The sequence below is a fragment of the Arthrobacter sp. TJ-238 genome (genome assembly GCF_058269215.1).
In genome coordinates this window covers 253584-278232 of record NZ_JBZCNH010000003.1, presented here as the reverse complement: position 1 = coordinate 278232, position 24649 = coordinate 253584, and the positions used below count along the sequence as shown (strand labels likewise).

Here is a 24649-nt window from a genome sequence, read left to right as displayed (position 1 = left end):
GGTGCGTGTTCGCCTGCATCACGACGTACATCCCGAGGGGATGTCCGCCGGTTGCGGGCATCCCCTCCGTTCGTGGTGGCGCAGTTACTTGGACATCGGGCCGAACGTTGCGTCGATGTCGGCCATCTCCATGTCGGCCGTGGCCTGGATCAGCTGGAGCAGTTCGGGATCCAGGCCGGGGGCGAACTCCTCCAGCCGCTCGGGGGCGATCTCCGACGGCACACCCGCAGGGGCCTGTTCGCTGGCATCCAGATTCGTCCCGTCATTTGATGGCGACAGCCCCTGGTAGATCTTCCCGGCCTCCGACTGTCCCTTGAGGTCGAAGGTGTACTGCTTGCTCTGCAGCCCGAGGTCGAGGAGCTTCTTGACCTCGGGGAACTGCTCGGCGTTGGTCTTCGGGATCGGCAGCAGCGACTTCCAGTTCACCCCGAGGGTCTCGAGGGCCTTCGCGTACCCGTTCTCGTGTGCCTGGTCGCGGACGATCAGGTAGGAGATCGTGGAGCGGGCGGTTTTGTTGTCCGTCATCTCGTACATGCGGCACTTCTGCAGTCGGCCGGTCGCCTCGAGCATCAGGTTGTACAGGAGGTCCAGGGGGAGGTTGCCGGAGTTGTAGACGTAGCTGCCGCTCCAGGGGTTGCCGGCCGAGTCGACGGGCATGGCACCCTGCGCGCCCACGAGGTAGTGGTGGATGTTGCCCTGGGACAGGGCGAGGTTCAGCGGGATCGAGCCGCCTGCGCCGGGGGTATCCAGCGGGTCGTCGAGCTTGCCCTGGTAGCGGGGCGAGCCGTCGAGGAGCCGGGAGATGGTGGTACCGATCAGTTCTACGTGGCTGATCTCCTCCGTGCCGATGCCCTGGATCAGGTCGCGGTAGGGCTTGGCGGCGGCGCCCCGGAAGTTCATGCTTTGGAACAGGTACTGCATCATGGTGCGCATCTCGCCGAACTGTCCGCCGAGGCCCTCCTGCAGGGCGTTGGCGGCCGCGGGATCCGGCTCGTCCGGGATGATCTCGTTGATGAGCTGCTGAACGTGGAAGAACATGGAACCTCCTGATGACAGGCGGAAAAGGAAAGCCGCCTTACCTTCACCTTTCACTGCCGGGCCCGAGATCACAAGTGGGCAGTGACCAGCTGCGAGCAAGCGCGAACGAATGTCCGGAGTGTGCACTAGTGCGCAGGGGTATCAGGGGCCAAGCAACGCGCAGGAGCACCTGCTTGGACGCTCACATAAGGGACAGGGTGAAGGACAGGACGAAGCCGGCGGCGGTGCTCATGGCTACTGCAGGTCCGCCGTGTTCGTAGGCTTCGGGCATGAGGGTGTCGGCCAGAGACGCGATGACAGCACCAGCGGCGAAAGCCAGGGGCACTGAGATCGCTTCCGGGTCCGCTCCGGAGAGGGGGCCCGCGCCGATGAGAACAGCGGCGACCAGCAGGACGGCGCATGCTCCCCATAGCCCGAGAATCTTCCCCGTCGATGAGCCTTGGGAGCGCATCGATGATGCTCCTACCAGGGCTTCGGGGAGATTGGAGACGAAGATCGCGGCCAGTAGGGCCAGGCCGCCGGTTCCTCCACCCAGCGCCACACCCAGGGCGACATTCTCCGGGACTCCGTCGAGGGTGACGGCGGCGAGCAGGGCCAGGCCTGCCGCGCCGCTCACGGAGGCTTGCGAGGCTGAGCGTTCCGAGACGGCAGCGTCGGTGTCCAGTTTCGCGCTGCCTTCGTGTTCGTCGGCTGGCGTGGGATCCTCGCTGGCTTGAGCCCACCGGTCAAGGAGGGCGCTCAGGACGGTGAAGACGAGGGCGCCTGCGAGTAGCCCTAGTGCTGCCCGCCAGATGCCTCCCTGTTCGAAAGCGTCCTCGAACAACTCGAAGGCCAGCGCCGTGATCAGGGATCCTGCGGCGAAAGACAGCAGGATCGCCAGCACCCGTTTGGGCAGGTCGAACCGCACACCGATCAGCGCGCCGATGATCAGCGCGCTGGAGGCCACCACACCGAACAGCAGCGACATCATCATGCGGCCAGTATAAGAACCAGACCAATGACGACGGCGAGAAACTCCTTCTTCACGATCCTCGGCCACCGGCCCATGCCCTTCCTCGAGGTGAGTGTCCCCACACCTTCGGAGCCTCGACGTCTCCTGCGTCGGTCTCGGCGCCGTGACGGAGGCCGGCATGTACACGACCGGCGGGGCTCGCGACATCGACACCTGTGGTACCCACGCGCCCTTTTTCATCGTCCCTCGCGTGGTCGGCAGGTTTGTCGATTCTCACCTGGTGCGAGGTGCCCCTAGTGATCGTCGGTTTGTTCGGGGTGGTTGTTCATGAGTCGGTCGAGTGTGGAGTGGTTGGAGCAGACGAAGAGTCCGTGCCTGAAGTTCCAGTACAGATCGAGCGGGGCCCATTGGTTCAGTGCTACTCGTTCCTGGGAGGGAGTGGTGGCCCGACCGATGCTCACGAAGACGGTGATCACGCTTCCGAGGATGAGCAGCAGGGACATCATCGACGGACCTGTTCGAGGCTGGTGCCCGCGTGTGACGGCGTGACTGTCATCGGTCAGAGCAGGGCGGTGATGACGGGGGTGGTGGTCATGAGCCCGAGCACGATGAAGACGACGCCCGATACTCGATGGATCCACCGGGTGACTGTGGGTCGGTTGAGCCATGTTCCGGCGGTGTGCGCGCCGAGGGCGACGATGGCGAGGTAGCCGCCGATTACTGCTGCGACGGTGCCACCGACAACGGTTACAACGTAGAGAGGTGGTGCGTCGGCGGGGGTGAACTGGGGTATGAGGGCGAGGAAGAACAGTCCCGTTTTCGGGTTCGTGAGGCAACACAGCACCCCGGCGCTGAACGCCGACCATCTCGTCGGGGTAGTGCCTTGTGGGCGCAGGTCATCGGCAGGGGTGTAGGTGCGGGTAGTAGCCGAGTCATCCGTGGTGACAGTGCCCGTGTAAGGGTCCTGCGCTGCACCAACTGCAGCTACTGTCACTGGCGTCGTGGTGTGTGCTCCGCGGTCGCGGGCGTGGATGGTGAGGGTGCGGTAGCCGAGGTAGAAGAGGTACGCACCTCCCAGGGCGCGAAGAGCATGGAAGGCCGCGGGCGCGTCTTGGAAGAAGGCCGCGACGCCGGCGGCGACCAGGACCGCCCACACGAAGATCCCTGCTCCTGCGCCGAGGGCCACGAAGAGCCCTGCGCTTGGCCTGCGCAGCGCGTACTGCACGGTCAGTAAGGTATCCGGCCCCGGGGTGATCGCGAGAATGACCGCGACTCCTAGCAGCATGAGGTAATTCGATACGTCCACGGGATGGCCTTTCTCGAACAGCATCGAGCAGGCACGTCGGCAGAAAGGTGACAACGCGCTGGATTCTCGATCAGGGTGAGTAGTGCGGCAGACGAGGGATGCTCGTGCGAGGCAGCCCCTCTGTTTCCACTTCCACCATGACAGCCAGGCACCGTGCGGCACCAGCAAGTATTTGGCAAGGATCGTCAGGCGTTACCTTAGAATTAATTTGTGCTGGACCCTCATAAGCTCATCGTCCTGCGGGCCGTGATCGCTGCCGGATCAGTCCACGGTGCCGCCAAGGGATTGCATCTCACCCCTGCCACGGTGAGTCAGCATCTCCAGGTCTTGGCCAAGCAGACCGGGCTGGTGCTCTTCGAGAAAAGCGGGCGGGGCATCGAGGCCACACCGGCCGCTCTTCACCTGGCAGAAGAAAGCAGCCGGGCCCTCTCGGATCTGGAACGCCTCGAACGGACTGTGGCGGACCTCCGGGCAGGAAGGGCCGAGCGCATCACGTTCGCGTGTTTCGCCTCCGTCGCCCAAGCCTGGATGCCACACGTCGTCAGTGTCCTACGAACCAGTTCCCCGACCACCGTGGTGGAGATCAGCATCAACGAACTCCACCCAGGCGGAGGACGACACCAACCCGACATCGACATCCGCAACGAAGCCCTCGACGCGGACCCGATCACCCTTGAGGGCTACCAACGGCACGTCCTGGCCGAGGAAGAACTACACCTGGTCCTCCCCAAGGACCACCCCTTGTGCGCGCACGACACGGTGGACCTGGTCCACCTCCGTGACGAAGCGTGGATCGACCATGACATCCACGACGGGCCCACCGGGCGCATCATCGCCCGGGCCTGCACGACCGCGGGATTCACGTCACGCTATATCGCTCGCCTCGATGATCACCACGCCGCGCTGAGCCTCACCGCAGCCGGCCTCGGTATCACCGTTCTTCCCACGATCGCGCTGACAGGGCTACCCGAGAACCTCACCACCCGGCCCCTCACCGGCCCCAGCGTCAGCCGTCGTATCGTCGCTTTCACGCGCACGCACCCCGTCCGGGCACGCCTCATCCACACCGCACTCACCGCACTCCGGGAAGCCGCCACGTCACCATCACCACAAGCCCCCAGCCATCCGTCGACAAAGGAGCGCTGAAGGCTGCTCAGACGGGCATCAAGCGGCATCACGACATGCCGAGTACTTCGTGTTTGGATGTCCTTCGGGGAACAGCAGAAGTGCGACGTGGTCGGCGACGACGGCTGCTGCCGCTGTTGTCGCGGGTCCTGGTATGACATCGTGCACCAGCGAGGCGCCGGACCGGCAAGACCCCCACCAGAGCTCAGCCAGTCAGCGACTGCGGACGAGGCCCAGGTTGGCGGATACGAGGGCTGGTGGAATGCGAGAAACGCGAACGGTCAAGCGGTATCGGTGCCCTCGAGTGAGGTTGGGTCCGCGGTCGCCTCGCACCCGGGATAGCCCTCGCGCTCGGTTGTCATCATCGACACCCAAACAGGTGAAGTGATTCACAGCTTCCCTGGTGACTCAAAGGGCCGGCCAACTGGATGACGACGGGTCCGGAGGGACTGTCCCGAAACTCGGAAGGGCTATTTCAGAACGGGGATTCATCCGTAGGGCAGCCTGCGGGCCGGTCGAGGTTCAGGCGTATAGTCCGCGCCTGGCTGATCGGACCTGAAATGCTTATGGTGCTCTTGGCGGTCTTGGTCGGTGGTCTGGTGTGGGGTCAGATTGATGAGGGCAACGTTCCGTCCGACTCTGCTTTCCCTCCTGTGCCTGCTCCCAGCGTCGCGGGAGAATTAGCAACTGAGTGTGCTTCGGGTGGTTGCTGGCGGGAGATGGTCGTAGCAATTGATCCGACTACATCAGCACAAACAGCCGCCGCCTCCATGCGTGTTACATCAGATCGGTGTGGCCCTTGAGTGTTTGGACGAAGCGGAAGACCTGTGTAGGGCTGGCCATCATGCACGGTGGATCGTCCTGCGGGACAACCGTGAGCAGTCCTCGGTCCGAGTTGCCGACCGCTCGGCGGGTGCGACGAGTAGAAATTGCTACCTCGTTGCCGCTCAAGTAGCTGGCAGGATGCGGGGTGAGGAATTTCAGGTGGGCGTAGCGGCGGAGCGGTTGTCTGTCCTGAGATCAGAGTCAACGGCAGCAGTAAGTCCAAGCATCACAGCCGAACCGACAATGGAGCCGAAGCCAACGAGAATTGCACCGACCAACCAGAGCCCGGTGACGTCAGTCGTGGCAGCTGTGGTGATCCAGGCGAAGGTGAAGCAGCTCGGCATCACCAGGAAGGCGACAACGAAACGCAGGAGGCGTTGCGCCAACCAGAACACTGGGATGCTGCAAAGGAGCGCCCCGACGCCCTGCCATACGGCGTATGGGCCGCCCATGCGGCCCGTCGATCGGTCGTATTGATACTCGGTGTCCCAGGCAAACCAGCCGTACCACAGCCCTGCTGACAAGACTCCGATCAGGAGGACTAGGGCCACTTGCTGCTTGGCAGGTCGATCACGATCACGGGTCAGACGCATGCCTCACAATAAGCTGGACAACACTCTTTGCTCGCTTCCCTAAGCGCCTGAATTCTGAGCAGGGCGAGCCTGTCTGCTGGAGCGTCGCACTCGTTCCGGCTCCCACGGACCGACGACGCCGCGCCGCGGCGCGTGACGGCCGGTGACGAGCCACGGCCGGCGACCAGGGCAGGGCCGCCCTGCGTCGTATCATGGAGGGTCAGCTTTTATCTACCTTGAGGGGCAAATCGTGTCCACCGTTGAAGACCGATCGGCAACCACAGCTCAGACCGGCGGCAACCGGGTCAAGCGCGGCATGGCCGAGATGCTCAAGGGCGGCGTCATCATGGATGTCGTCACCGCCGAGCAGGCACGCATCGCCGAGGACGCCGGCGCGGTAGCAGTCATGGCGCTCGAAAGGGTCCCCGCCGATATCCGCGCGCAGGGCGGCGTGTCCCGCATGAGCGACCCCGACATGATCGACAAGATCATCGAGACCGTCTCCATCCCGGTCATGGCGAAGGCGCGCATCGGCCACTTCGTCGAGGCACAGGTGCTGCAGTCCCTCGGCGTCGACTACATCGACGAGTCCGAGGTCCTCACACCGGCCGACTTCACCAACCACATCGACAAGTGGAAGTTCACCGTCCCCTTCGTCTGCGGTGCCACCAACCTCGGCGAGGCGCTGAGGCGCATCAACGAGGGCGCGGCGATGATCCGCTCCAAGGGTGAGGCGGGCACCGGCGACGTCTCGAACGCCACGATGCACATGCGCAAGATCCGCTCGGAGATCAACCGCCTGTCCTCGATGGCGGAGGACGAGCTGTACGTCGCCGCCAAGGAGCTCCAGGCACCCTACGAGCTCGTGAAGGAGGTGGCCTCCGCCGGTCGCCTGCCCGTGGTCCTGTTCACCGCGGGCGGTATCGCCACCCCGGCGGACGCCGCCATGATGATGCAGCTCGGTGCGGACGGCGTCTTCGTCGGCTCCGGCATCTTCAAGTCCGGCAACCCCGCGGAGCGCGCGAACGCCATCGTCCAGGCGACCACCTTCCACGATGACCCCGACGTGATCGCCAAGGTGTCCCGCGGTCTCGGCGAGGCCATGGTCGGCATCAACGTCGACGAGATCCCGCAGCCCCACCGTCTCGCCGAGCGCGGCTGGTAATACCGGAGCGTAGTACCGGAGCAACCGCTTCAACGGATCGGAGGACCGCAGCCCGCCTCGGGCTGCGGTCCTCTCCGCGTCAGGGCCGTTCCGGGCTACGGGGTCCCGGGTCACCTGCGGAAGGGGACCGCGACGTCGCAGACCTCGGCCTCCGGGTGTGCGTCGTCGAACGCGGCGAAGTAGACCTCCCGCGGTGGGAGCGAGGGAGTGAAGCCTTCGCGTGACAGCCAGGCGTAGACCTCGTCGTACGCCGTGAGGATCTGCGGATACACCACCTCGGCCTGCGTGAGCCTGACGTAGGCGAGTTCCCCGGCCGGTTCGACCAGCACGTTCGTCGCACCGGTGACGTCCGCCGGCAGCACATCGCCGCGCACCGGCACGGCGTTCTCGACGACGCCGTCCGTGGTGTCGTTGACCGGGCTCCGATAGATGGTGGTCAGCGGCCCCGCCCACCCGCCGAGCCCCTCGGCCACCGCGGCGAGGCGGTCGCACGACGAGCGGATGAAGTCCGGGATCTCCTCCGGGCGCAGACGCCTCCTCTCGGTCACATAGGTGGTGGCACTGCATTGCCTCGTCCTGACGTCCATCGACGTCTCCTTCCCGTCCATGAGGTGCGACATCACGTACGCCGCCAGGTGCCTCTGAGCGAGCCTGGTCGCTTCGACGCCCGCCCAGTACTCGGCGAGCAGGTCGGCGCGTCGGCCGGTGTCCTCCTGCAGGACGGCGGCGATCATGCCCAGCGGCATGTCGAGCCCTCGCAGCAGGATGATCAGGCGTGCGTCGGCCTCCTGGTGGTCGCCGTAGAACCGATAGCCGTTCCGCGGATCCACCCGCGCGGGCGGGAGCAGGCCGCTCTGCGCGTAGAGGCGCAGCGCTTTGCTGCTCAGTCGCGTGCGGCGACTGAACGCCCCACTGCTCATCAGCGGCACCGGTACCTCCCTGCGATGTCGTCGTGGCGGTCCTGCCACACCTCGAGCGTCCACCCGGCCCCGGGGGCAGGGTCAAGCGACGGCGGAACGGGTCATTGCCCTGTCGTGCCGTCGAGCAGCTCGCGGATGATGTCGAGGTGGCCGCAGTGACGCGCGGTCTCCTCGATCATGTGGACGAGCACCCAGCGGACGTTGTGCTCCGTCGACGAACCGAGGCACGGGTCATCGAGGCCATGCCCCGACAGCACCTGCCTCGACTCCGCACACGCGGCGGCGTAGTCGAACAGGAGATCGTCCAGGCTGTCCTCCGCGGTGACGCCGAACTCCCAGGCCCGGTCTCGCCGGGACCGGGCCCACGGGCCATCGGTGCCGCCGTCGATGTCGTCCTGGAACCAGCTTCGTTCCACCTGAGCGAGGTGGCGGACGATCCCCGAGACCGTCGTGGGGGAGGGCACCATCTGGCGGGCGCCGTCGGCGTCGCTCAGTCCTCGGGCCTTGAGGACGACCGTCCCCCGGAGGTAGTCCAGGAACCCGGTCAGCGTGGCCGCTTCATCCGCGGCCGCGGGAGGGAAGGGGCGTGGATCGATCATCATGCCCCCACAGTAGCGACGCCGGTGCGACGCTCAGAGGCCCAGCGAGTAAGTCCGGCCGCGACCGAGCAGGGTGAACCCGCGCCGGGAGAGGAACTCGTATCCCTCCGGCGTGGCGTTCACGGCGAGGTGCACCGCGCCGGCCTGGCCGGCCGCCCGGGCGGTGGCGCTCAGGAGGGCCGTCGCGAGTCCGCGGCGCTGGTGGGCGGGAAGCACCTCGAGGTGGTGGATCCCGCCGAGCCCGTGCAGGCCCGGGTCGCCGGAGGGGTGGAAGGAGTACGCGGCGCCCGAGATGTTGCCGCTCACGGCGTCCCGGGTCACGGCGTGCCAGGCCTGCCGCGGCTCCGACCGGACCACCTGCAGTTCCTGCGCGAGCGGTCCCGAGTAGTCGGGCACCTCGGTGGTGAGCACGGCGTCGCCGTCCCCGGACCGGACGACGGCGGAGACCGGCGCCGCCATCCACCACGGCTGCCAGCTCGGGGCGAACCCGAGGGGCCGGAGGTCGGTGGCGTCCACCGCGCTGTTGAGCCACACCCGGGCCGACGCGGCGCCGAGCCTCATGCCCTCGGCGAGGGCAGGGCGCACGGCGGAGGCGCTGACGGCGTCGGGGAACATCATCAGGAGTTCCCGCCGGGCCGGCAGCCAGACCCAGGTGCAGCCGTGCGTGGAGAAGGTCTTGCCGCCCGTGGCCGCGGCGAGCGCCGCGTACCACGCGGCCTGGAGCCGCTGGGACTGCGCGATCGTCACCATCCGGTGCAGCCCGGGCCCGTGCTCACGCCAGGCCGCGGCGGACGAGCAGCGGGTGCAGGTCCGCGTCGCGCCCGCGGAACCGGCGGAAGGCCTCCAGCGGGTCGATGCTGTTGCCACGCGAGAGCAGTTCACGGCGGAAGTGGTCGCCGTTCCCACGGGTGAGGCCCCCCGAGGACTTGAACCACTCCACGGTGTCGGCGTCGAGCATCTCGCTCCAGATGTAGGCGTAGTACGACGCCGCGTAGCCGCCCGCGAAGATGTGCTTGAAGTAGGAGGTTCGGTAGCGGGGCGGCACGGGCGCGAAGTCGACGCCGGCGTCGGCGAGCGCGGTGGCCTCGAAGGCCAGGGGGTCCTCGATGACGGTCCCCGCGGGGATCGAGTGCCAGGCGAGGTCCAGCAGCGTGGCTCCGAGGTACGCGGTGGTCTCGAAGCCCTCGCCCCAGGCGCCGGCGGCGTGGATACGATCGATGACGTCCTGGGGGAGCGGCTCCCCGGTCTCGTGGTGGCGCGCGTAGTTCGCCACGATCTCCGGCCACAGGATCCACATCTCGTTGACCTGGGAGGGGTATTCGACGAAGTCGCGCGGCACGGACGTGCCCGCGAAGAGCGGGTAGGTCACGTCGGAGAACAGTCCGTGCAGGGCGTGGCCGAACTCGTGGAACGTGGTGACCACCTGGTCGTAGGACAGGAGGGTGGGCTCGCCCGCACCCGGCCTCGAGATGTTCAGGTTGTTGACGACGACGGCGCGGGTCCCCTCGAGCGACGACTGGTCCACGAAGGAGTTCATCCAGGCGCCGCCGCTCTTGGTGTCGCGGGTGTAGAAGTCGCCGAGGAACAGACCCAGGCCTGAGCCGTCCTCGTTGAAGACCTCCCACACGCGGACGTCGGGGTGGTAGCCCACGAGGTCGGGGCGTTCCGTGAACGTCAGGCCGTACAGCCGGTTCGCGGCGTAGAACGCGCCGTCCTGCAGGACGCGCTCGAGTTCGAAGTAGGGGCGGAGGGCGTCCAGATCGACGTCGAACTTCGCCTTCCGGACCTTCGAGGCGTAGTAGGCCCAGTCCCAGGGCTCGATAGGGTGGCCGGCCTCGGCCTCCAGCTCCGCGGCTTCGGCGCGGGCGTTGCGGACGGCCGGTGCGGCGAGCTCACGCATCCGGTCCATGATCGCCTCGAGGGAGGGCGCGGTCTGGCTGTCGGTGGCGGCAGCGGCGTGCGTGTCGAATCCCAGGAGGGCGGCGCGCTCGGCGCGCAGGGTCGCCATGCGGGTGGCGATCGCGAGCGTGTCCGCGTCGTTGCCGCGTGCGCCGCGGTGAACCGATGCCTCGTGCAGGCGGCGGCGGACGTCGCGGTTCGTGAGTGATTCCAGGGCGGGCTGTGCCGTGGGGAGGATGAGCGTCAGGAGGTACTTGCCGTCGTGACCGGCGTCCGCGGCCGCGGTCGCCGCGGCGGAGACGGCGTCGGCGGACAGCCCGTCGAGCTCCTCGGCGGTGTCGAGCAGCAACGCGGAGTCGTTGGTGTCCTTCATGAGCTTCTGGGAGAACTCGGTGCTGAGAGCGGACAGCTCCGAGTTGAGCCGGCGGAGCGTGGCCTGGGCATCGTCGTCGAGCTCGGCGCCCGCCCGGACGAAGCTCCGGAGGTGCTCCTCGACGAGGCGCGCCGACTCGTCGTCGAGCCCGTCCAGCGGCACCTGCCGGATGCGCTCGAACAGGGCCCTGTTCAGCTTGATGTTGTCCTCGTGCTCGGCGAGGCGCGGAGCGACCTGCTGCTCGAGCTCCTGGATGGCAGGGGTCGCGTGGCTGACCGAGTTGCTGAAGAACACGCGGGCCACGCGGTCGAGTGTGCTTCCCGCGCGCTCGAGAGCGATGAGTGTGTTCTCGAACGTCGGTGCCTCCGCGGAGCCCGTGATGGCGTCGATCTCGGCGAGGTGTTCTGCGAACCCGGCGTCGAAGGCAGGCAGGTAGTGCTCGTCCTCGATCCCAGCGAACGGTGGCAGCTGGTAGTCGAGGGTGCTCGGTGCGAGGAAAGGGTTGCTCATGGGAACTAACTTTTGCACGTTGTTGCCCTTCACCGCACCACCCTTGACCCTGCGCGCGGCCGTGTGCCCCTGCCTTCATCATGACGGCAGGGGTGCACGGCACCGACAGCTACTCCCAGACGGACGGCTGATTCGTCGACTACATCAACGGCGTGCACCCGCTCGTCGTCGGGTCCGACGGCGAACCCGTGTACGACGCATACCTCGTGGCCGTCGCTCGTTCCGGCGGGGGCCTCCGTCGTCCGCTACATTCGGAGGCATGAGCGGCAGCGTGATCGTCCTGACCGGGCCACCGGGGTCGGGCAAGTCGACGATCGCGCGGGCGCTGGCGAGCACCTACCCGCGAGCCGTCCACCTTCACACCGACGACTTCTGGCACGCGATCGTCTCCGGCGGTATCCCGCCCTACCTCCCCGAGTCCGACGCACAGAACCAGGTCGTCGTCGGTGTCATCGCCGAGGCCGCCTTCACCTACGCGCACGGTGGGTACACCGTGGTGGTGGACGGCATCGTGGGGCCGTGGATGCTCGGGCACTACCGCCGTGCGCTCCAGCGCAACCCCGGCATGGAACTCCAGTACGTCGTGCTGCGCCCCGACCGTCCGACGGCGCTCGCGCGGGCCCGGCAGCGTGTCGGCCCCGGCGCGCTCGTCGACGAGGGCCCGATCCTCGCCCTGTGGGACCAGTTCGCGGACCTCGGCATGCTGGACGGCCACGCCGTCGATTCGACGGGGCATGAGGAGGGCGAGACCCTCCGTGCGGTGCAGGACGCGCTGGCCGATGGCCGCTACCGGCTCGCGCACGACGGCGGATCGCTGCGGGAACCGGCCGCCGGTGCGGAGGACGACCGCGACGAAATGCCCGACGCGTCGCTCGGCGGCGACGACGAAGATCCGCTGCATGGCGGGAAGCGGACCGCCCGTCTCCTCCTGCGCCGCCTCCTTCCCGGGGACGAGGAGGCGGTTCTGGCCTACCGGTCGGACGCCCACGCCTCGCGGTACCTCGGGCACGGTCCGATGGAGCCGGGCCGGTACGCGGGATGGCTGGCCGGACGGGCCGCCGGCTGGTCGCTCGAACGCCCGGGGGACCGCCGGTTCTACGCCGTCGTCGAGTCCGCGTCCGGGCGCGTGGTCGGCGACGCCGTCCTCGTGCGTGCGGCCGAGGGCCTGCAGGGCGAACTCGGCATGTTCCTGCATCCGGAGACCTCCGGCCTCGGGTATTCGCTCGAGGCCGGGCAGGCACTGCTCGACATCGCATTCTCCGAGCTCGCCTGGCACCGGATCGTCGCCCGCGCGGATGTGGACAACCGGAGTTCGGTGAGGGCGATCGAGAAACTGGGACTGCGGCGCGAGGGCCTGTTCGTCGAGGGCACGCCGCACGGCGCAACGTGGGCCGACACCGTGCAGTACGCGCTGCTCGCCCGCGAATGGGCAGCATCCGGTGCCTGAGGGTCGGCGCGGACGCGGCCGCTGCAGGGCAACCCCGTGCGCCGACCGGAGGCGACGACGGCCCCGGATCAGCCGCTGTGGCCGCCCACCGATGGCGCGTTCCGCCGGTCCGAGGTGACAGCCGTCCTCGGCCGCGGCGACACGACCTGGCAGCGAGCGGGATCCGAGGTGCTGCGCTGGGCGGTGAAGACCCGAAGCGGCTTCTCCGTGAGCAGTCCGTGGCCGGTCGTCCCGGGAGAACGACTCACCGTGACCGCGACCATCCTCGGCCTGACCGTCGCGGAACCGGTCGAGGTGGTCGCCGTCGTGGAGCAGCCGGAAAGAATCGGTTTCTCCTACCGGACGCGGCCGGGGCATCCTGTGCGCGGGGAAGAGGCGTTCATCGTGCATCGCGACGGTGACACGGTGCTCATCACTATCCGATCACTCACGCGTGCCGCGTCATCGCAGCCGTGGCGGGCGCTCTTCCCGCTGATCCTCGTGGCCCAGCGCATCGTGCGCAGGCGGTACCTGCGCGCGCTGCGGCAGTAACCGGGTCCTCCTGCCGCACCGCGCCAGGGTGTCCGGGTACCCTAGCCGCGGATCGCCAGGCCGAGCGGTTCGGTGGCCATCGGTCCGCCGCACGCCTCCGACCCTCCGACCCGCTCCCAGGCCAGGTCCACGGTCGCCTCGGCGAGGACGGCGGTGTCCGCCGCGAAGGCCCTGATGGTGACGGTCTCGGGGGTGGACATGCCGACCTGCACGGTCCAGCGTCCATCCCCGCTGGGCTCCGCCCGGTAGTACGGCGCCTCGGGATCGTGCGACGACGCCGGGGCCGCCGTGGGGAGGGCGGATGGCGTCGGGAGGGCAGATGACCCGGGGAAGGACGGCGGTGGGGGCGGACTCTCGGCGGGAGGCGCCGGCGGGGCCTCCGGCGTGGAGCAGCCGCGGTCGTCGCAGAGTTCCACCCACGCGACCCGCTCGACGTCGTCCGCGGAACCGTCGAGCCTGATCTCGACCGCGTTGACCCAGCCGATGGCCGGGCAGGCGTGCCCGGTGAACGGCTCGCAGCCAGTCAGCGTCACCGCGAGCCCAGCAGCGCCCAGCACGGCGAGTCGCGACCGTGTCCCTGCACCGGATACGCCCATGAGCCGACCCTGCCATGCCTACGGGCCGAGGGACAGGGGACGGAGGGTGCAACGGCGTGACCGTTACGAGTCCGCAACGGTTCGCCGGCGCCGGCCGGTCACGGAGCGTGGCCGGCCGGCGTGGTGTGGCCGGGTGCGCCGGGGCGGTGCCCTGCGCCGCGCTCAGCCTTCGGACGGGGGAGAGTAGAGCTGGAGGTCGTTGCCTTCGCTGTCCTTGAACGGCAGGATCCGCCCCCACGCGTACTCGCTGATCTCGCCCTCGATGGACGCGCCGCCACGGCTCGAGATGCGCTCCAGCTCCTCCTCGATGGAGCCCTCAGGCTGGAAGCTGATGACGGCGCCGCCGCCCCGACCGCCGTGCGTGTCCTCGCGGCCGTTGAGGCCGATCGTCAGCCCGCCGGCGTCCACCATTGACCAGTCCTCCTGCTCCATGGTGACGTCCAGTCCCAGGGTGTCCCGGTAGAACGCGAGGGCCCTGCCCATGTCCTCGACCGGCACCCAGACTGTCGCTACTCCGTTGGCCATGACGCTCCTTCCGCGGACCCTGTGCGGGCCCGATGGTGTGGCGGGCCCCGGCCGGGGTCCGTCCCTTCGAACGCTACCGCCAGCACTCCGGGGTGGGTCGGGGCGCCGTCGCCCCTTGACGCGCACGGCGGGGCCCTGTCCCTCACGGAAGGACGCCGAGGATGCCGGACGCGCCGGCACGCCTCCCTCCCGGCACCCGTGGTCCTGCCGGTGGTCCTAGCGGGGCCGGGCGCCCGCGTGCTGCCGCGCCAGGTCGGCCAGGGAGTCGTCCAGGCCGGCGTCGTCGAAGGCCCCGAATCTGCGTTCCGCGGCGGTGCGCAGGAGGAAGTCGGCGATCGCCGGATTCTTCGGCAGCAGCGACCCGTGCAGGTAGCTCGCCACGATGTTCCGGTACCGCGCCCCCTCGTGCTTCTCGTGCGCGTTGTTGCCCGCGCCCTTCACCACCGTCGCCAGCGGCTTCAGCCCGTCGCCGAGGAAGGTCTGGCCGCTGTGGTTCTCGTAGCCGTGGACCTCACCGAACTCCTCGCTGGTGGCCACGACATTGCCGATCAGGCGTTCCGTCCCGCCGCGCGTCTCGAGGTCCAGTACGCCGATCCCCGGGATCACGGTGCCGTCATGCGTGTGGAAGACGTTGCCGAACAGCTGGTACAGGCCGCAGATGAGCAGCATGGGCGTGCCGTCCTCCGCCAGGTCGCGGAGCCTCGGGGCGATGGCCTGCAGGTCGTCCTGGATGACCACCTGACCGCTGTCCTGGCCACCGCCACCGATGATGATGTCGACGTCGTCCGGGAACGCGTCGCCAGCGTTGTGCTCGAGGATCTCCGCGCCGTAGCCGCGCCATGCGAGGCGGCGCTTGAGGACGAGCACGTTGCCGTAGTCGCCGTAGATGTTCATCTCCCGCGGGTACAGCTGCAGGATGCGCAGGGTCCCCTTCGAGGGGTCGGCGGGTGCCTCGCTCAGGGCGCCGGCGGAGGGGGCGTCGCTCATCAGGAGACAACCTCGACCTTCGTGATCTTGGAGAGCTCGCGGCGGACCGCGAGCATGGCCGTGTACGTGCAGAAGATCCGCTTGGGCCGGCCCTCGGACCCCCGGACGAACTGCTTCAGTGCCTCGGTGATGTCCGGCTCGACGGCGCCCACCCGGACGTCGTCGTACTTCAGCCGCAGCGCCATGTCGTAGGCGCGGACGCCGCTCACCATCTCCACACCGCCGAGGCCGAGCGAGTCGAAGTCGACGTCCCACAGCCAGGACATGTCGCGGCCGTCGGCGTAGTTGTCGTTGATCGCGATCATCGTCGCGCAGCCCGCGGGGTCGAAGGACTTCAGGCCGAGCCGGAAGCCGCTGGGGTTCTTGACGAGCACCAGCTCGAGCGCCTGGCCGTCGACCACGAGGCTCTCGCCGCGCCCGAAGGCGGGCTCCACGGCGGCCAGCGAGGAGAAGAGCCGCGCGGTGTCCGCCGCGCCGCCGAGGACGGCGCGCGCCGCCGCGAGAGCGGCCGCGGCGTTGAAGATGTTGTAGACGCCGCGCAGCCGCAGCTCGGTGTGCGTCGTGGTGCCGTCCACCTCGAAGGAAGCCGCGTTGCCGTCCACCGAGCGGAGGACGACGTCGGCCGCCAGCGCGGAGGCGGGCGCCGTACCTGCGGCGCCGCGCAGCTCGTCGTCGTTCGGGAAGGTGCTCCGCAGCGAGGCGTCGAGGCCGAAGTAGCTCACCTGCGTGGTCGGGAGGGAGGCGGCGAGGCCCGCCACGCGGGGGTCCTCCCGGTTCAGCACGACCGTCTCCGTGGTCGCCAGCGCGATGCGCTCGAGCAGGCGCGTGGTCGCGTCGATCTCGCCGAAGCGGTCCAGCTGGTCGCGGAGCACGTTCAGGAGGAGCGAGTACCGCGGCGGGACGAGCTTCACGAAGTGCACGGCATGCGCCTCGTCCAGCTCGAGGACGGCGACGTCGGCGTCGAGGCGGCCGCGCCAGTCGACGTCGCCGAGGAGGGCCGCCGCCACGCCGCGCGTGAAGTTGCTGCCGGTGCGGTTGGTGAACACCTTCAGGCCCTGACCCTCGAGCAGTTCCACGACCATCTTGGTGGTGGTGGTCTTGCCGTTCGTCCCGCTGACCACGACCACGCCGTGCGGGAGGGTGGACAGGGCGCGGCCCATGAAGCGAGGGTCGAGGCGCTCGACCACGAGGCCGGGAAGTGCGGAGCCGCCGCCGCGCAGGCGGGAGGCGATGCGCACGGCCTTGCCCACGAGGACTGGAAGGGGATTCATGCCTACAAATTATCGCAGGCGTGCGCGTCCTCCCGGGACGCGGCGGCGAGGCGCTGCTCACGCCGGTCCGCCCGGGCACCGCCGCACGGGCGGGAACGGCCTAGAATCGGGGGATGACCTCCCCGTTCTCGTCGGTGTCCCCACGCACGCCCGGTGTCCCGGAGGCAGCCGGTCCTGCCGCCCGGGCACCGGTACCCGCGCCGGCGGATCGCGGCGTCGTCGTCGGTGTGCTCGCGGTGCAGGGCGACGTGCGCGAGCACGTCGCGACCATCGAGTCCCTCGGCGGCCGCGCCGTGCCCGTGCGGCGGGCGTCGGAGCTCGCCGCGATCGACGGCCTGATCCTCCCCGGCGGCGAATCCACCACGATGGACAAGCTGACGCGCACCTTCGGCCTGGCCGGACCCCTGCGTGAGCTGATCGCCGGCGGGCTGCCCGTCTACGGATCGTGCGCCGGCATGATCCTGCTCTCCGACGTGATCGCCGATCCGTCGACCGACCGGGACGGCAACCCCCAGCAGACCCTCGGCGGGCTCGACATGGTGGTGCGGCGCAATGCCTTCGGCCGCCAGCGCGAATCCTTCGAGACCGACCTCCCCTTCGCCGGCCTCGCGACGACCGGGCCGGTCGCCGCGGAGGAACCCGTGCGCGCCGTGTTCATCCGCGCACCGTGGGTGGAGAAGGTGGGAGCCGACGTCGAGGTGCTGGCCCAGGTGCCGGCCGCCGAGACGCCGCAGGCGGGCCCCGCCGCCGGCGTCCCCGGCCGCGATCCACAGGGTACCGGTGCATCCGGAGCCGACTTGGAGCCGGTCGGTAGAATCGTCGCAGTGCGTTCAGGGAACCTGCTGGCCACGAGTTTCCACCCGGAAGTCACCGGGGAGCGGCGGGTCCACGAACTCTTTATCCGGATGATCAGAGGAGAAGCGTAAGCATGTCGGGGCACTCCAAATGGGCAACAACCAAGCACAAGAAAGCTGCGATCGACGCCAAGCGCGCGAAGTCCTTCGCCAAGCTGATCAAGAACATCGAGGTCGCCGCGCGGGCCGGCGGCGCCGACGTCGCGGGTAACCCCGGCCTCGAACTGGCCGTCTCCAAGGCCAAGAAGACCTCCGTGCCCATCGACAACATCAACCGCGCGGTGAAGCGCGGAGCGGGCCTGCTCGGCGAGGCCGTCGACTACCAGACGATCATGTACGAGGCGCGCGGCCCCCAGGGCTCGGCCCTGCTGATCGAGTGCCTGACGGACAACAAGAACCGTGCCGCCTCCGAGGTGCGCCTCGGCATCTCCCGCAACGGCGGCACGATCGCCGACCCGGGTTCCGTGGCGTACCTGTTCGCGCGGAAGGGCGTCGTGACGCTGCCGAAGAACGGCCTCACCGAGGACGAACTGCTGATGTCCGTCCTCGACGCCGGCGCGGACGAGGTGAAGGAATCGACCGAGTCGTTCGAGATCGTCTCCGAGCCGCAGGACCTGCGGGCCGTGGTCGCCGCGCTCGACGAGAGCAGCATCGAGTACGAGACCGACGACGTCGAGTTCGTCCCGTCCATGCAGGTGGACCTCGACGCGGACGGTGCGCGGAAGTTCCTGAAGCTCGTGGACGCGCTGGAGGAGCTCGACGACGTCCAGAACGTCTACTCCAACGCGCACCTCCCGGACGACGTCCTGGCGGAGCTCGAGAACGACGACTGACATCGCGCCGCTGCACATCCCGGGGCGCCCGGCACGGCTAGCGCCATGACCTACCGCGTCATGGGCGTCGATCCCGGCCTCACGCGGTGCGGGCTCGCCGTCGTCGACATCGAACCGAACCGCCGCTCCACGCTCGTCGCCGTCGGCGTCGTGGGGACCGAGGCCGGCAGGAGCCTCGACGAGCGGCTGCTGGTCATCTCCGAGGCCGTGGACTCGTGGCTGGACCTGCACCAGCCCCAGGTCCTCGCCGTCGAACGCGTCTTCAGCCAGCTCAACGTCAGCACCGTCATGGGCACGGCGCAGGCGTCCGGCGTCGTGATCGTGTCCGCGGCGCGGCGCGGCATCCCGGTGGCCCTGCATACGCCCACCGAGGTGAAGGCCGCCGTCACCGGCAACGGCCAGGCGGACAAGGTCGCGGTCACCAAGATGGTGACGAAGATCCTCCGGCTCGAGACCGCCCCCCGTCCGGCCGACGCCGCCGACGCCCTGGCCCTCGCCATCACGCACGCCTGGCGCAGGGGAGTGGGTGTCCAGGGTGCGGCTGCGTCGGCTGCGGGGGGATCCATCACCCCCGCGCAGCGCATCTGGGCCGAGGCGGAGGCGCGGGCCCGACGGCGGTAGCGCCGACGTCGGGACCTGTCCGAGGCCGTCCGCGCACATTCCCCGTGTGGCGACTCGATCGAACGGCGCCACGCCGGTACCGTTAGACATTAGAACGTATGTTCGACGCCGGGCGACCGCCCGGCCGACCCCTCAGCATCTGCCCTGGAGCACCTCATGATCAGTTCCCTGCGCGGGACAGTGACCCACGTGGGCCTGCACTCCGCCGTCCTCGACGTCAACGGCTTCGGCATGCAGGTCCAGGCGACGCCGCAGACGCTCGCCGGGCTGCGCGTGGGGGAGCAGGCGTCCATCGCCACCGCGATGATCGTGCGTGAGGACTCCATGACGCTCTTCGGGTTCGAGGACGCCGACCAGCGCGAGGTCTTCGAGACACTCCTGGCCGTCAGCGGCGTCGGCCCCCGCCTCGCCCTCGCCGTCCTCGCCGTGCACGCACCGGACGCCATCCGGATCGCGGCGTCGTCGGGCGACGACAAGGCCTTCAGCAAGGTACCGGGCATCGGCCCGAAGGGCGCACGGCGCATCGTGCTCGAACTCGCCGGGAAGCTCGTGCCCCTGGAGGCGAAGCCCGGCGTGCCGGCCCGGACCTGGCAGGGGCAGGTCCTCACCGCCATGATGGGCCTCGGCTGGTCCGAGAAGGACGCCGGCGCGGCGATCGACGCCGCCGTCGCCGAGGCACCCGAGGTGGCAGCGACCGGTGACGTGGGCCAGATCCTGAAGCTCACGCTGCGCAGGCTCGGCCAGGACGGCGCACGGAGCTCGGCCCGGACGAGGGTGGGATCATGACGGACAAGCAGCCCGAGGACGCGCCGCTCGTCGCCCCGGCCGCGGATCCCGAGGACCGCGCCGTCGAGGCGGCGCTCCGCCCCAAGAACCTCGACGACTTCGTGGGGCAGAAGCGGGTGCGCCGCCAGCTCTCGCTCGTCCTCGAGGCCTCCCGCCTGCGCGGCCGCAGCGCCGACCACGTGCTGCTCTCCGGGCCGCCCGGGCTGGGCAAGACGACGCTCGCCATGATCATCGCGGCGGAGATGAACGCCCCGCTCCGCATCACCTCGGGGCCGGCGATCCAGCACGCGGGCGACCTCGCGGCGATCCTCTCCTCCCTGACAGAGGGCGAGGTGCTCTTCCTCGACGAGATCCACCGCATGTCCCGGCCCGCCGAGGAGATGCTCTACATGGCCATGGAGGACTTCCGGGTCGACATCATCGTGGGCAAGGGCCCGGGCGCGACGGCGATCCCCCTCGAGCTGCCGCCCTTCACCCTCGTCGGAGCCACGACCCGCGCGGGGCTCCTGCCCGGCCCGCTCCGCGACCGCTTCGGCTTCACCGGGCACCTCGAGTTCTACTCTACGGAGGAACTCGAACTCGTGCTCCGGCGCTCGGCCATGCTCATGGACATGAAGGTGAACTCGGCGGCCTTCGCCGAGATCGCCGGCCGGTCCCGGGGCACGCCGCGTATCGCCAATCGGCTGCTGCGCCGCGTCCGGGACTGGGCGCTCGTGCACGGCATCGACCTCATCGACGCCCGCACCGCGAGTGCCGCACTCGACATGTACGAGGTGGACGCGCGCGGCCTCGACCGACTAGACCGCTCCGTCCTGACCGCGCTCATCACCAAGTTCAACGGCGGGCCGGTGGGGCTGTCGACGCTCGCGATCGCAGTGGGGGAGGAGCCCGAGACGGTCGAGACCGTCGCCGAGCCCTACCTGGTGCGCGAGGGGATGCTCGGGCGGACACCGCGCGGACGGATCGCGACAGCGGCCGCCTGGAAGCACCTCGGCCTCGAGATGCCGCCGAACGTCGCGGCGGCGATGCCCGAGGACCTCTTCTCCGTGGCCCCCGAATCGCTGCTGGACACCGAATCCGTGCTTGACAGTTGGGCGCAACCGGACTCCTGACGCGCCGGACGCCCAGAAATCCCCTTTACACTGGTGTCTTCCAATGTGTGCCGGGGCACAATGCTGCCGCCGCCTCACCCAGTCCCAGGAACGGAATTCCCAGTGCTTGCACACGTAGTCGCGCAGTCCGCCTCAGGAGATGCCCCCGCTTTCGACATCTTCTCCCTCCTGCTGCCGCTGGCGCTGGCGTTTCTGATCTTCACCATGTTCCGCCGCCAGCGGAAGACGCAGCAGCAGGTGAAGGAGATGCGCACGCAGATGGAGCCGGGCACCGAGGTCATGACCCAGTTCGGGCTCTACGGGACGATCGTCTCGATCGACCAGGAAAACAACAAGGCCGTGCTCGAGCTCTCGCCCGGCAACCTGGCCACCGTGCACACGCAGGCCCTCTCCAAGGTGGTGCAGCAGGACACCAGGACCGCCGAAGACCCAGCCGGCGACGTCCACCCCGTCGAGACCGTCGACACCCTCGGCACCGTCGACGGCACCACGGTCCCCGACGACGCGTCCTCGATCAGCGGCGACATCACCGATCGGTCGGACCGCACGCCGTCCGCCGGGTCCACCGCGTCGGGAGCCACGGCTGCCGGGAGCACCGGCGGCCCGGGCGCCGAGTCCCCGGAGGAGACCCTGGCGCGCCTGAACCGCGAAGCCGCAGGGGAGAACCGCGACGCGCGCGATCCCCGCGACCCCAGAGCGAACCCCGAGAACTAGCATTCCGTAGGGCGCCGGTACTCAGCCGCGGCCTCCAGCATCAACCCGGCGCCCGAGACGCGCCACTGAATAAGGACATCCACCATGCCTCGTACCGGTCCCGGGACGGCAGCCAAGCGGACACTTGTCTGGCTGGGCGCATTGACAGCACTGCTCGCGATCCTGCTGGGAGCGGGTTCCTACTGGAGCACCGCGAGCTGGAGCCCCCGCCTGGCCCTCGACCTCGAGGGCGGGACGCAGATGATCCTCGCCCCGCGCGTCCAGGACGGCAGTGACATCACGCCCGAACAGCTCGACCAGGCCGTGGAGATCATCCGCCAGCGCGTCGACGGCTCCGGTGTCGCCGAAGCCGAGATCAACACGCAGTCCGGCCAGAACGTCATCGTGTCGCTGCCCGGCACCCCGGACCCCGAGACGCGCGACCTCATCCAGGCGTCCGCGCAGATGGAATTCCGTCCCGTCCTCACGGGCGGCCCGGGTCAGGCGGCAGCCGCCGAGACGCCCACCCCCGACGACCAGCTGCCCCAGCCGGCCGCCGAGCCCCAGAACGCGAGCGACCCGAACTGGATCACGCCCGAGCTCTACAAGGAGTTCGAGGCGCTGAACTGCCTCGATCCGGCCGCCCTCGAGCCCGCCGAGGAGCCCGCTCCCGCCGACCAGCCCATGGTCGCCTGCGAACCCGACACGCAGGGCAAGTACATCCTCGGCCCCGTCGAGGTCCCGGGCACCGACATCTCGACGGCCAGCTACGGCCTGCAGCGCAGCCAGCAGGGCCAGACCCTCAACACCTGGGCCGTGACGATCGACTTCAACGACGAGGGCACGGAGATCTTCCGCGAGGTCACCGAACGCCTGTACGCGATCGGTCCGGGCGACCCCCGGAACCAGTTCGCCATCGTGCTCGACGGGCGCATCGTCTCCGCGCCCACCACCAACGCCGTCATCCCCGACGGCAACCCCCAGATCACGGGCAACTTCACCGAGGAGTCGGCAGCGGCCCTGGCGGAGCAGCTGAAGTACGGTGCCCTGCCGATCAGCTTCGAGATCCAGAGCGAACAGCAGATCTCCGCGACACTCGGCGCCGACCAGCTGCGACTCGGCCTCATCGCGGGCCTCATCGGGCTGGTGCTCGTGGCCGCGTACTCGATGTTCCAGTACCGGCTGCTCGGTCTGGTCACGATCGCCTCGCTGGTGGTCGCGGGCGTGCTGACCTATCTCGCCATCTGCATCCTCGGTTGGACGGAGAACTATCGCCTCTCCCTGGCGGGCGTCGCCGGCCTGATCGTCGCCATCGGCCAGACTGCCGACTCGTTCATCGTCTACTTCGAGCGCATCCGTGACGAACTGCGCGACGGGCGCGGCCTCGTCTCCGCCGTGGAGAACGGCTGGCGCCGTGCCAAGCGGACGGTGCTCGCCTCCAAGGCGGTCAACCTGCTCGCCGCCCTCGTGCTCTACTTCGTCGCGGTCGGCAACGTGCGCGGTTTCGCGTTCACCCTCGGCCTCACGGCAATCGCCGACCTCGTGGTCGTGTTCATGTTCACCCATCCGGTGCTCCGCCTCCTCGCGAAGACGAAGTTCTTCGGCGAGGGACACCCGTGGTCCGGGCTCGACCCGAGCCGGCTCGGCGGCATTCCGCTCTACCGGGGAGCCGGCCGCCTGCGCGAGCCGGGCGAGAAGCCCGTGACCATCGCCCGCACCAAGAACAAGGGCGCCTCGGCGGAAGCCGAGCGGCGCCTGACCATCGCCGAGCGCCGCCGCGCGGAGCAGCAGAAGGCCCTCGCCGGGCGCACAGGGTCCTCGGCCGCCGGTTCTACCGTCGCGGATTCCAACGTCGCGGATCCCGTCGTGGATCCCACTGGTGCCGGACGCCCCGAAGCCTCCGTCTCCGCGCGGACCGGTTCCACCGTTGCCGGGCGCACCGGATCCTCCCAGAAAGAGACCAAAGAATGAGCCGCACAAGCTTCGCCACGTTCGGCAACGAGCTGTACTCGGGAAAGCGCTCCTACCCCTTCGTCGCCAAGCGGAACCTCTGGTTCCTCATCGCCGGCATCGCCGTCCTGATCTCGATCATCATCCCGGTGGTCAAGGGCGGGTTCAACCTCGGCATCGACTTCCGGGGCGGATCCGAGTTCACCGTCTCCGCGACCGAGAACACCGATGTGGCTGTCGGCGAGAGGGCCGTCACCGACGTGGTGCCCGACGCCGTCCCGCGCGTCACCAACATCGCGGCCGACACCATGCGCATCCAGACCGAGCGGCTGTCGGACGACCAGACGCTCAGCGTCCGCGACAACCTCATCAGCGGGTACGGTGTGGGCGAGGACCAGGTGACCTCGAGCTTCGTCGGTCCGACCTGGGGCGAGGACGTCAGCCGCCAGGCGCTGATCGGGTTCGGCGTGTTCGTCCTCCTCGCCGCGATCCTCATGGCGATCTACTTCCGCACCTGGAAGATGGCCCTCGCCGCGATGGCGGCCCTCGTGGTGGTCATGGTCGTCACCGCGGGCCTGTACTCACTCAGTGACTTCGAAGTCACGCCGTCGGCGATCATCGGCTTCCTGACCATCCTCAGCTACGCCCTGTACGACACAGTGGTGGTGTTCGACAAGATCCGGGAGAACACCGCCGACATCACCATCTCGACGAAGCGCACCTTCGCCGAGCAGGTCAACCTCGCCGTGAACCAGACCCTCGTGCGCTCGATCAACACTTCCGTGGTGGCGATCCTGCCTGTGGCGTCGATCCTCTTCATCGGCTCGTTCATACTCGGGGCGGGCACCCTCCAGGACCTCTCGCTGGCCCTGTTCATCGGCATCATCCTCGGCACCCTGGGAACCATCTTCATCGCGGCACCCCTGTACGCCGCGCTGCGGCTCAACGAGCCGGAGCTGAAGAAGCAGGAGAAGAAGGTCCTGAACCGCCGCTCGCTGGAGGCGGCAGCCGTCTGATTCCGGACGACACCTCCGTCGGACGGGCCCCCGACGCCCGGCACGCCCCTCAGCCGCAGCGGCCCCCACGGTCCGCTGCGGCTGAGTCGGTTCGACCCCGGCTAGACTTGAAGGTGCCGCAGAACCGGCGGCACGATGGATCC

General features: G+C 68.9%; 25 protein-coding genes. 12 read left to right on the top strand and 13 right to left on the bottom strand.

Going from position 1 to position 24649, the window contains the following annotated elements:
* Nucleotides 1-84: 84 nt before the first annotated feature.
* From AC4D2O_RS07430 to AC4D2O_RS07415, 4 genes are all read right to left on the bottom strand, one after another.
* A complete protein-coding gene (locus AC4D2O_RS07430; protein WP_490906162.1) occupies nt 85-1038 on the bottom strand; it encodes a manganese catalase family protein in 954 nt (317 codons plus the stop codon).
* 181 nt (nt 1039-1219) lie between these two features.
* A complete protein-coding gene (locus AC4D2O_RS07425) occupies nt 1220-2011 on the bottom strand; it encodes a ZIP family metal transporter (RefSeq protein ID WP_490906161.1) in 792 nt (263 codons plus the stop codon).
* Nucleotides 2012-2283: 272 nt separating this feature from the next.
* Nucleotides 2284-2496 (bottom strand): hypothetical protein, encoded by a 213-nt coding sequence (locus AC4D2O_RS07420; RefSeq protein WP_490906160.1) that lies wholly within the window; start codon nt 2494-2496, stop codon nt 2284-2286.
* A gap of 53 nt (nt 2497-2549) precedes the next feature.
* Nucleotides 2550-3296, bottom strand: a complete 747-nt coding sequence (locus AC4D2O_RS07415; protein WP_490906159.1) for a LysE family translocator — start codon at nt 3294-3296, stop codon at nt 2550-2552.
* A gap of 210 nt (nt 3297-3506) precedes the next feature.
* On the opposite strand from AC4D2O_RS07415, the gene AC4D2O_RS07410 reads away from it, so the two are divergent.
* A complete protein-coding gene (locus tag AC4D2O_RS07410) occupies nt 3507-4442 on the top strand; it encodes a LysR family transcriptional regulator (protein ID WP_490906158.1) in 936 nt (311 codons plus the stop codon).
* 959 nt (nt 4443-5401) lie between these two features.
* Here AC4D2O_RS07410 and AC4D2O_RS07405 read toward each other — a convergent pair.
* Nucleotides 5402-5839: a hypothetical protein gene (locus AC4D2O_RS07405; RefSeq protein ID WP_490906157.1), complete on the bottom strand. Its 438-nt coding sequence runs from the start codon at nt 5837-5839 to the stop codon at nt 5402-5404.
* A gap of 229 nt (nt 5840-6068) precedes the next feature.
* Here AC4D2O_RS07405 and pdxS point away from each other — a divergent pair, with 229 nt between their 5' ends.
* On the top strand, nt 6069-6983 hold the full coding sequence (pdxS, locus tag AC4D2O_RS07400; RefSeq protein WP_334209659.1) for a pyridoxal 5'-phosphate synthase lyase subunit PdxS: 915 nt from the start codon (nt 6069-6071) through the stop codon (nt 6981-6983).
* Nucleotides 6984-7093: 110 nt separating this feature from the next.
* On the opposite strand, the gene AC4D2O_RS07395 is transcribed toward pdxS, so the two are convergent.
* The 4 genes from AC4D2O_RS07395 to AC4D2O_RS07380 form a co-directional block, all read right to left on the bottom strand.
* Nucleotides 7094-7903: a MerR family transcriptional regulator gene (locus tag AC4D2O_RS07395; RefSeq protein ID WP_490906496.1), complete on the bottom strand. Its 810-nt coding sequence runs from the start codon at nt 7901-7903 to the stop codon at nt 7094-7096.
* 101 nt (nt 7904-8004) lie between these two features.
* A complete protein-coding gene (locus AC4D2O_RS07390; RefSeq protein ID WP_490906156.1) occupies nt 8005-8505 on the bottom strand; it encodes a DinB family protein in 501 nt (166 codons plus the stop codon).
* A 30-nt stretch (nt 8506-8535) separates the two neighbouring features.
* Nucleotides 8536-9252 (bottom strand): GNAT family N-acetyltransferase, encoded by a 717-nt coding sequence (locus tag AC4D2O_RS07385; protein WP_490906155.1) that lies wholly within the window; start codon nt 9250-9252, stop codon nt 8536-8538.
* A gap of 22 nt (nt 9253-9274) precedes the next feature.
* Nucleotides 9275-11284 (bottom strand): M3 family metallopeptidase, encoded by a 2010-nt coding sequence (locus AC4D2O_RS07380; protein ID WP_490906154.1) that lies wholly within the window; start codon nt 11282-11284, stop codon nt 9275-9277.
* 259 nt (nt 11285-11543) lie between these two features.
* Here AC4D2O_RS07380 and AC4D2O_RS07375 point away from each other — a divergent pair, with 259 nt between their 5' ends.
* Together AC4D2O_RS07375 and AC4D2O_RS07370 are read left to right on the top strand one after the other, a co-directional pair.
* Entirely contained in the window at nt 11544-12731 is a 1188-nt protein-coding gene (locus tag AC4D2O_RS07375) for a GNAT family N-acetyltransferase (RefSeq protein WP_490906153.1), read from the top strand.
* Nucleotides 12732-12767: 36 nt separating this feature from the next.
* Entirely contained in the window at nt 12768-13262 is a 495-nt protein-coding gene (locus tag AC4D2O_RS07370; protein WP_490906152.1) for a DUF1990 family protein, read from the top strand.
* Nucleotides 13263-13303: 41 nt separating this feature from the next.
* Here AC4D2O_RS07370 and AC4D2O_RS07365 read toward each other — a convergent pair whose 3' ends face one another.
* The 4 genes from AC4D2O_RS07365 to AC4D2O_RS07350 all read right to left on the bottom strand — a co-directional run bounded on the left by AC4D2O_RS07365 (nt 13304) and on the right by AC4D2O_RS07350 (nt 16641).
* Nucleotides 13304-13858 (bottom strand): hypothetical protein, encoded by a 555-nt coding sequence (locus tag AC4D2O_RS07365; RefSeq protein WP_490906151.1) that lies wholly within the window; start codon nt 13856-13858, stop codon nt 13304-13306.
* A gap of 162 nt (nt 13859-14020) precedes the next feature.
* Nucleotides 14021-14383 (bottom strand): VOC family protein, encoded by a 363-nt coding sequence (locus AC4D2O_RS07360; protein WP_490906150.1) that lies wholly within the window; start codon nt 14381-14383, stop codon nt 14021-14023.
* Nucleotides 14384-14599: 216 nt separating this feature from the next.
* Nucleotides 14600-15370 (bottom strand): type 1 glutamine amidotransferase, encoded by a 771-nt coding sequence (locus AC4D2O_RS07355; protein ID WP_490906149.1) that lies wholly within the window; start codon nt 15368-15370, stop codon nt 14600-14602.
* Nucleotides 15370-16641 (bottom strand): MurT ligase domain-containing protein, encoded by a 1272-nt coding sequence (locus tag AC4D2O_RS07350; RefSeq protein ID WP_490906148.1) that lies wholly within the window; start codon nt 16639-16641, stop codon nt 15370-15372. Before AC4D2O_RS07350 ends, AC4D2O_RS07355 begins: the two co-directional genes overlap by 1 nt.
* Nucleotides 16642-16754: 113 nt before the next feature.
* Between AC4D2O_RS07350 and pdxT the strand changes: the two genes are divergently transcribed.
* From pdxT to secF, 8 genes are all read left to right on the top strand, one after another.
* Nucleotides 16755-17567 (top strand): pyridoxal 5'-phosphate synthase glutaminase subunit PdxT, encoded by an 813-nt coding sequence (pdxT, locus tag AC4D2O_RS07345; RefSeq protein WP_490906147.1) that lies wholly within the window; start codon nt 16755-16757, stop codon nt 17565-17567.
* 2 nt (nt 17568-17569) lie between these two features.
* Nucleotides 17570-18328 (top strand): YebC/PmpR family DNA-binding transcriptional regulator, encoded by a 759-nt coding sequence (locus AC4D2O_RS07340; protein ID WP_490906146.1) that lies wholly within the window; start codon nt 17570-17572, stop codon nt 18326-18328.
* A gap of 45 nt (nt 18329-18373) precedes the next feature.
* Nucleotides 18374-18949, top strand: coding sequence for a crossover junction endodeoxyribonuclease RuvC (gene ruvC / locus AC4D2O_RS07335; RefSeq protein WP_334209672.1), 576 nt, complete (start codon nt 18374-18376; stop codon nt 18947-18949).
* 156 nt (nt 18950-19105) lie between these two features.
* Nucleotides 19106-19735, top strand: a complete 630-nt coding sequence (gene ruvA / locus AC4D2O_RS07330) for a Holliday junction branch migration protein RuvA (RefSeq protein ID WP_490906145.1) — start codon at nt 19106-19108, stop codon at nt 19733-19735.
* Nucleotides 19732-20847 (top strand): Holliday junction branch migration DNA helicase RuvB, encoded by a 1116-nt coding sequence (gene ruvB, locus AC4D2O_RS07325; protein ID WP_490906144.1) that lies wholly within the window; start codon nt 19732-19734, stop codon nt 20845-20847. Before ruvA ends, ruvB begins: the two co-directional genes overlap by 4 nt.
* A 102-nt stretch (nt 20848-20949) precedes the next feature.
* On the top strand, nt 20950-21561 hold the full coding sequence (gene yajC / locus AC4D2O_RS07320) for a preprotein translocase subunit YajC (RefSeq protein ID WP_490906143.1): 612 nt from the start codon (nt 20950-20952) through the stop codon (nt 21559-21561).
* 84 nt (nt 21562-21645) lie between these two features.
* Nucleotides 21646-23511, top strand: a complete 1866-nt coding sequence (gene secD / locus AC4D2O_RS07315; protein ID WP_490906142.1) for a protein translocase subunit SecD — start codon at nt 21646-21648, stop codon at nt 23509-23511.
* Nucleotides 23508-24506 (top strand): protein translocase subunit SecF, encoded by a 999-nt coding sequence (gene secF / locus AC4D2O_RS07310; RefSeq protein ID WP_490906141.1) that lies wholly within the window; start codon nt 23508-23510, stop codon nt 24504-24506. Before secD ends, secF begins: the two co-directional genes overlap by 4 nt.
* Nucleotides 24507-24649 lie beyond the last annotated feature (143 nt).

Coding starts and splice junctions, on each gene's coding strand:
- AC4D2O_RS07405 (WP_490906157.1), bottom strand. CDS start 5,839: ATGCGTCTGACCCGTGATCGTGATCGACCTGCCAAGCAGCAAGTGGCC.
- secD (WP_490906142.1), top strand. CDS start 21,646: ATGCCTCGTACCGGTCCCGGGACGGCAGCCAAGCGGACACTTGTCTGG.
- ruvB (WP_490906144.1), top strand. CDS start 19,732: ATGACGGACAAGCAGCCCGAGGACGCGCCGCTCGTCGCCCCGGCCGCG.
- AC4D2O_RS07430 (WP_490906162.1), bottom strand. CDS start 1,038: ATGTTCTTCCACGTTCAGCAGCTCATCAACGAGATCATCCCGGACGAG.
- AC4D2O_RS07420 (WP_490906160.1), bottom strand. CDS start 2,496: ATGATGTCCCTGCTGCTCATCCTCGGAAGCGTGATCACCGTCTTCGTG.
- AC4D2O_RS07375 (WP_490906153.1), top strand. CDS start 11,544: ATGAGCGGCAGCGTGATCGTCCTGACCGGGCCACCGGGGTCGGGCAAG.
- AC4D2O_RS07350 (WP_490906148.1), bottom strand. CDS start 16,641: ATGAATCCCCTTCCAGTCCTCGTGGGCAAGGCCGTGCGCATCGCCTCC.
- AC4D2O_RS07395 (WP_490906496.1), bottom strand. CDS start 7,903: ATGAGCAGTGGGGCGTTCAGTCGCCGCACGCGACTGAGCAGCAAAGCG.
- AC4D2O_RS07340 (WP_490906146.1), top strand. CDS start 17,570: ATGTCGGGGCACTCCAAATGGGCAACAACCAAGCACAAGAAAGCTGCG.
- AC4D2O_RS07380 (WP_490906154.1), bottom strand. CDS start 11,284: ATGAGCAACCCTTTCCTCGCACCGAGCACCCTCGACTACCAGCTGCCA.
- pdxT (WP_490906147.1), top strand. CDS start 16,755: ATGACCTCCCCGTTCTCGTCGGTGTCCCCACGCACGCCCGGTGTCCCG.
- secF (WP_490906141.1), top strand. CDS start 23,508: ATGAGCCGCACAAGCTTCGCCACGTTCGGCAACGAGCTGTACTCGGGA.
- AC4D2O_RS07425 (WP_490906161.1), bottom strand. CDS start 2,011: ATGATGATGTCGCTGCTGTTCGGTGTGGTGGCCTCCAGCGCGCTGATC.
- AC4D2O_RS07360 (WP_490906150.1), bottom strand. CDS start 14,383: ATGGCCAACGGAGTAGCGACAGTCTGGGTGCCGGTCGAGGACATGGGC.
- ruvA (WP_490906145.1), top strand. CDS start 19,106: ATGATCAGTTCCCTGCGCGGGACAGTGACCCACGTGGGCCTGCACTCC.
- AC4D2O_RS07385 (WP_490906155.1), bottom strand. CDS start 9,252: ATGGTGACGATCGCGCAGTCCCAGCGGCTCCAGGCCGCGTGGTACGCG.
- AC4D2O_RS07365 (WP_490906151.1), bottom strand. CDS start 13,858: ATGGGCGTATCCGGTGCAGGGACACGGTCGCGACTCGCCGTGCTGGGC.
- AC4D2O_RS07355 (WP_490906149.1), bottom strand. CDS start 15,370: ATGAGCGACGCCCCCTCCGCCGGCGCCCTGAGCGAGGCACCCGCCGAC.
- ruvC (WP_334209672.1), top strand. CDS start 18,374: ATGACCTACCGCGTCATGGGCGTCGATCCCGGCCTCACGCGGTGCGGG.
- AC4D2O_RS07390 (WP_490906156.1), bottom strand. CDS start 8,505: ATGATGATCGATCCACGCCCCTTCCCTCCCGCGGCCGCGGATGAAGCG.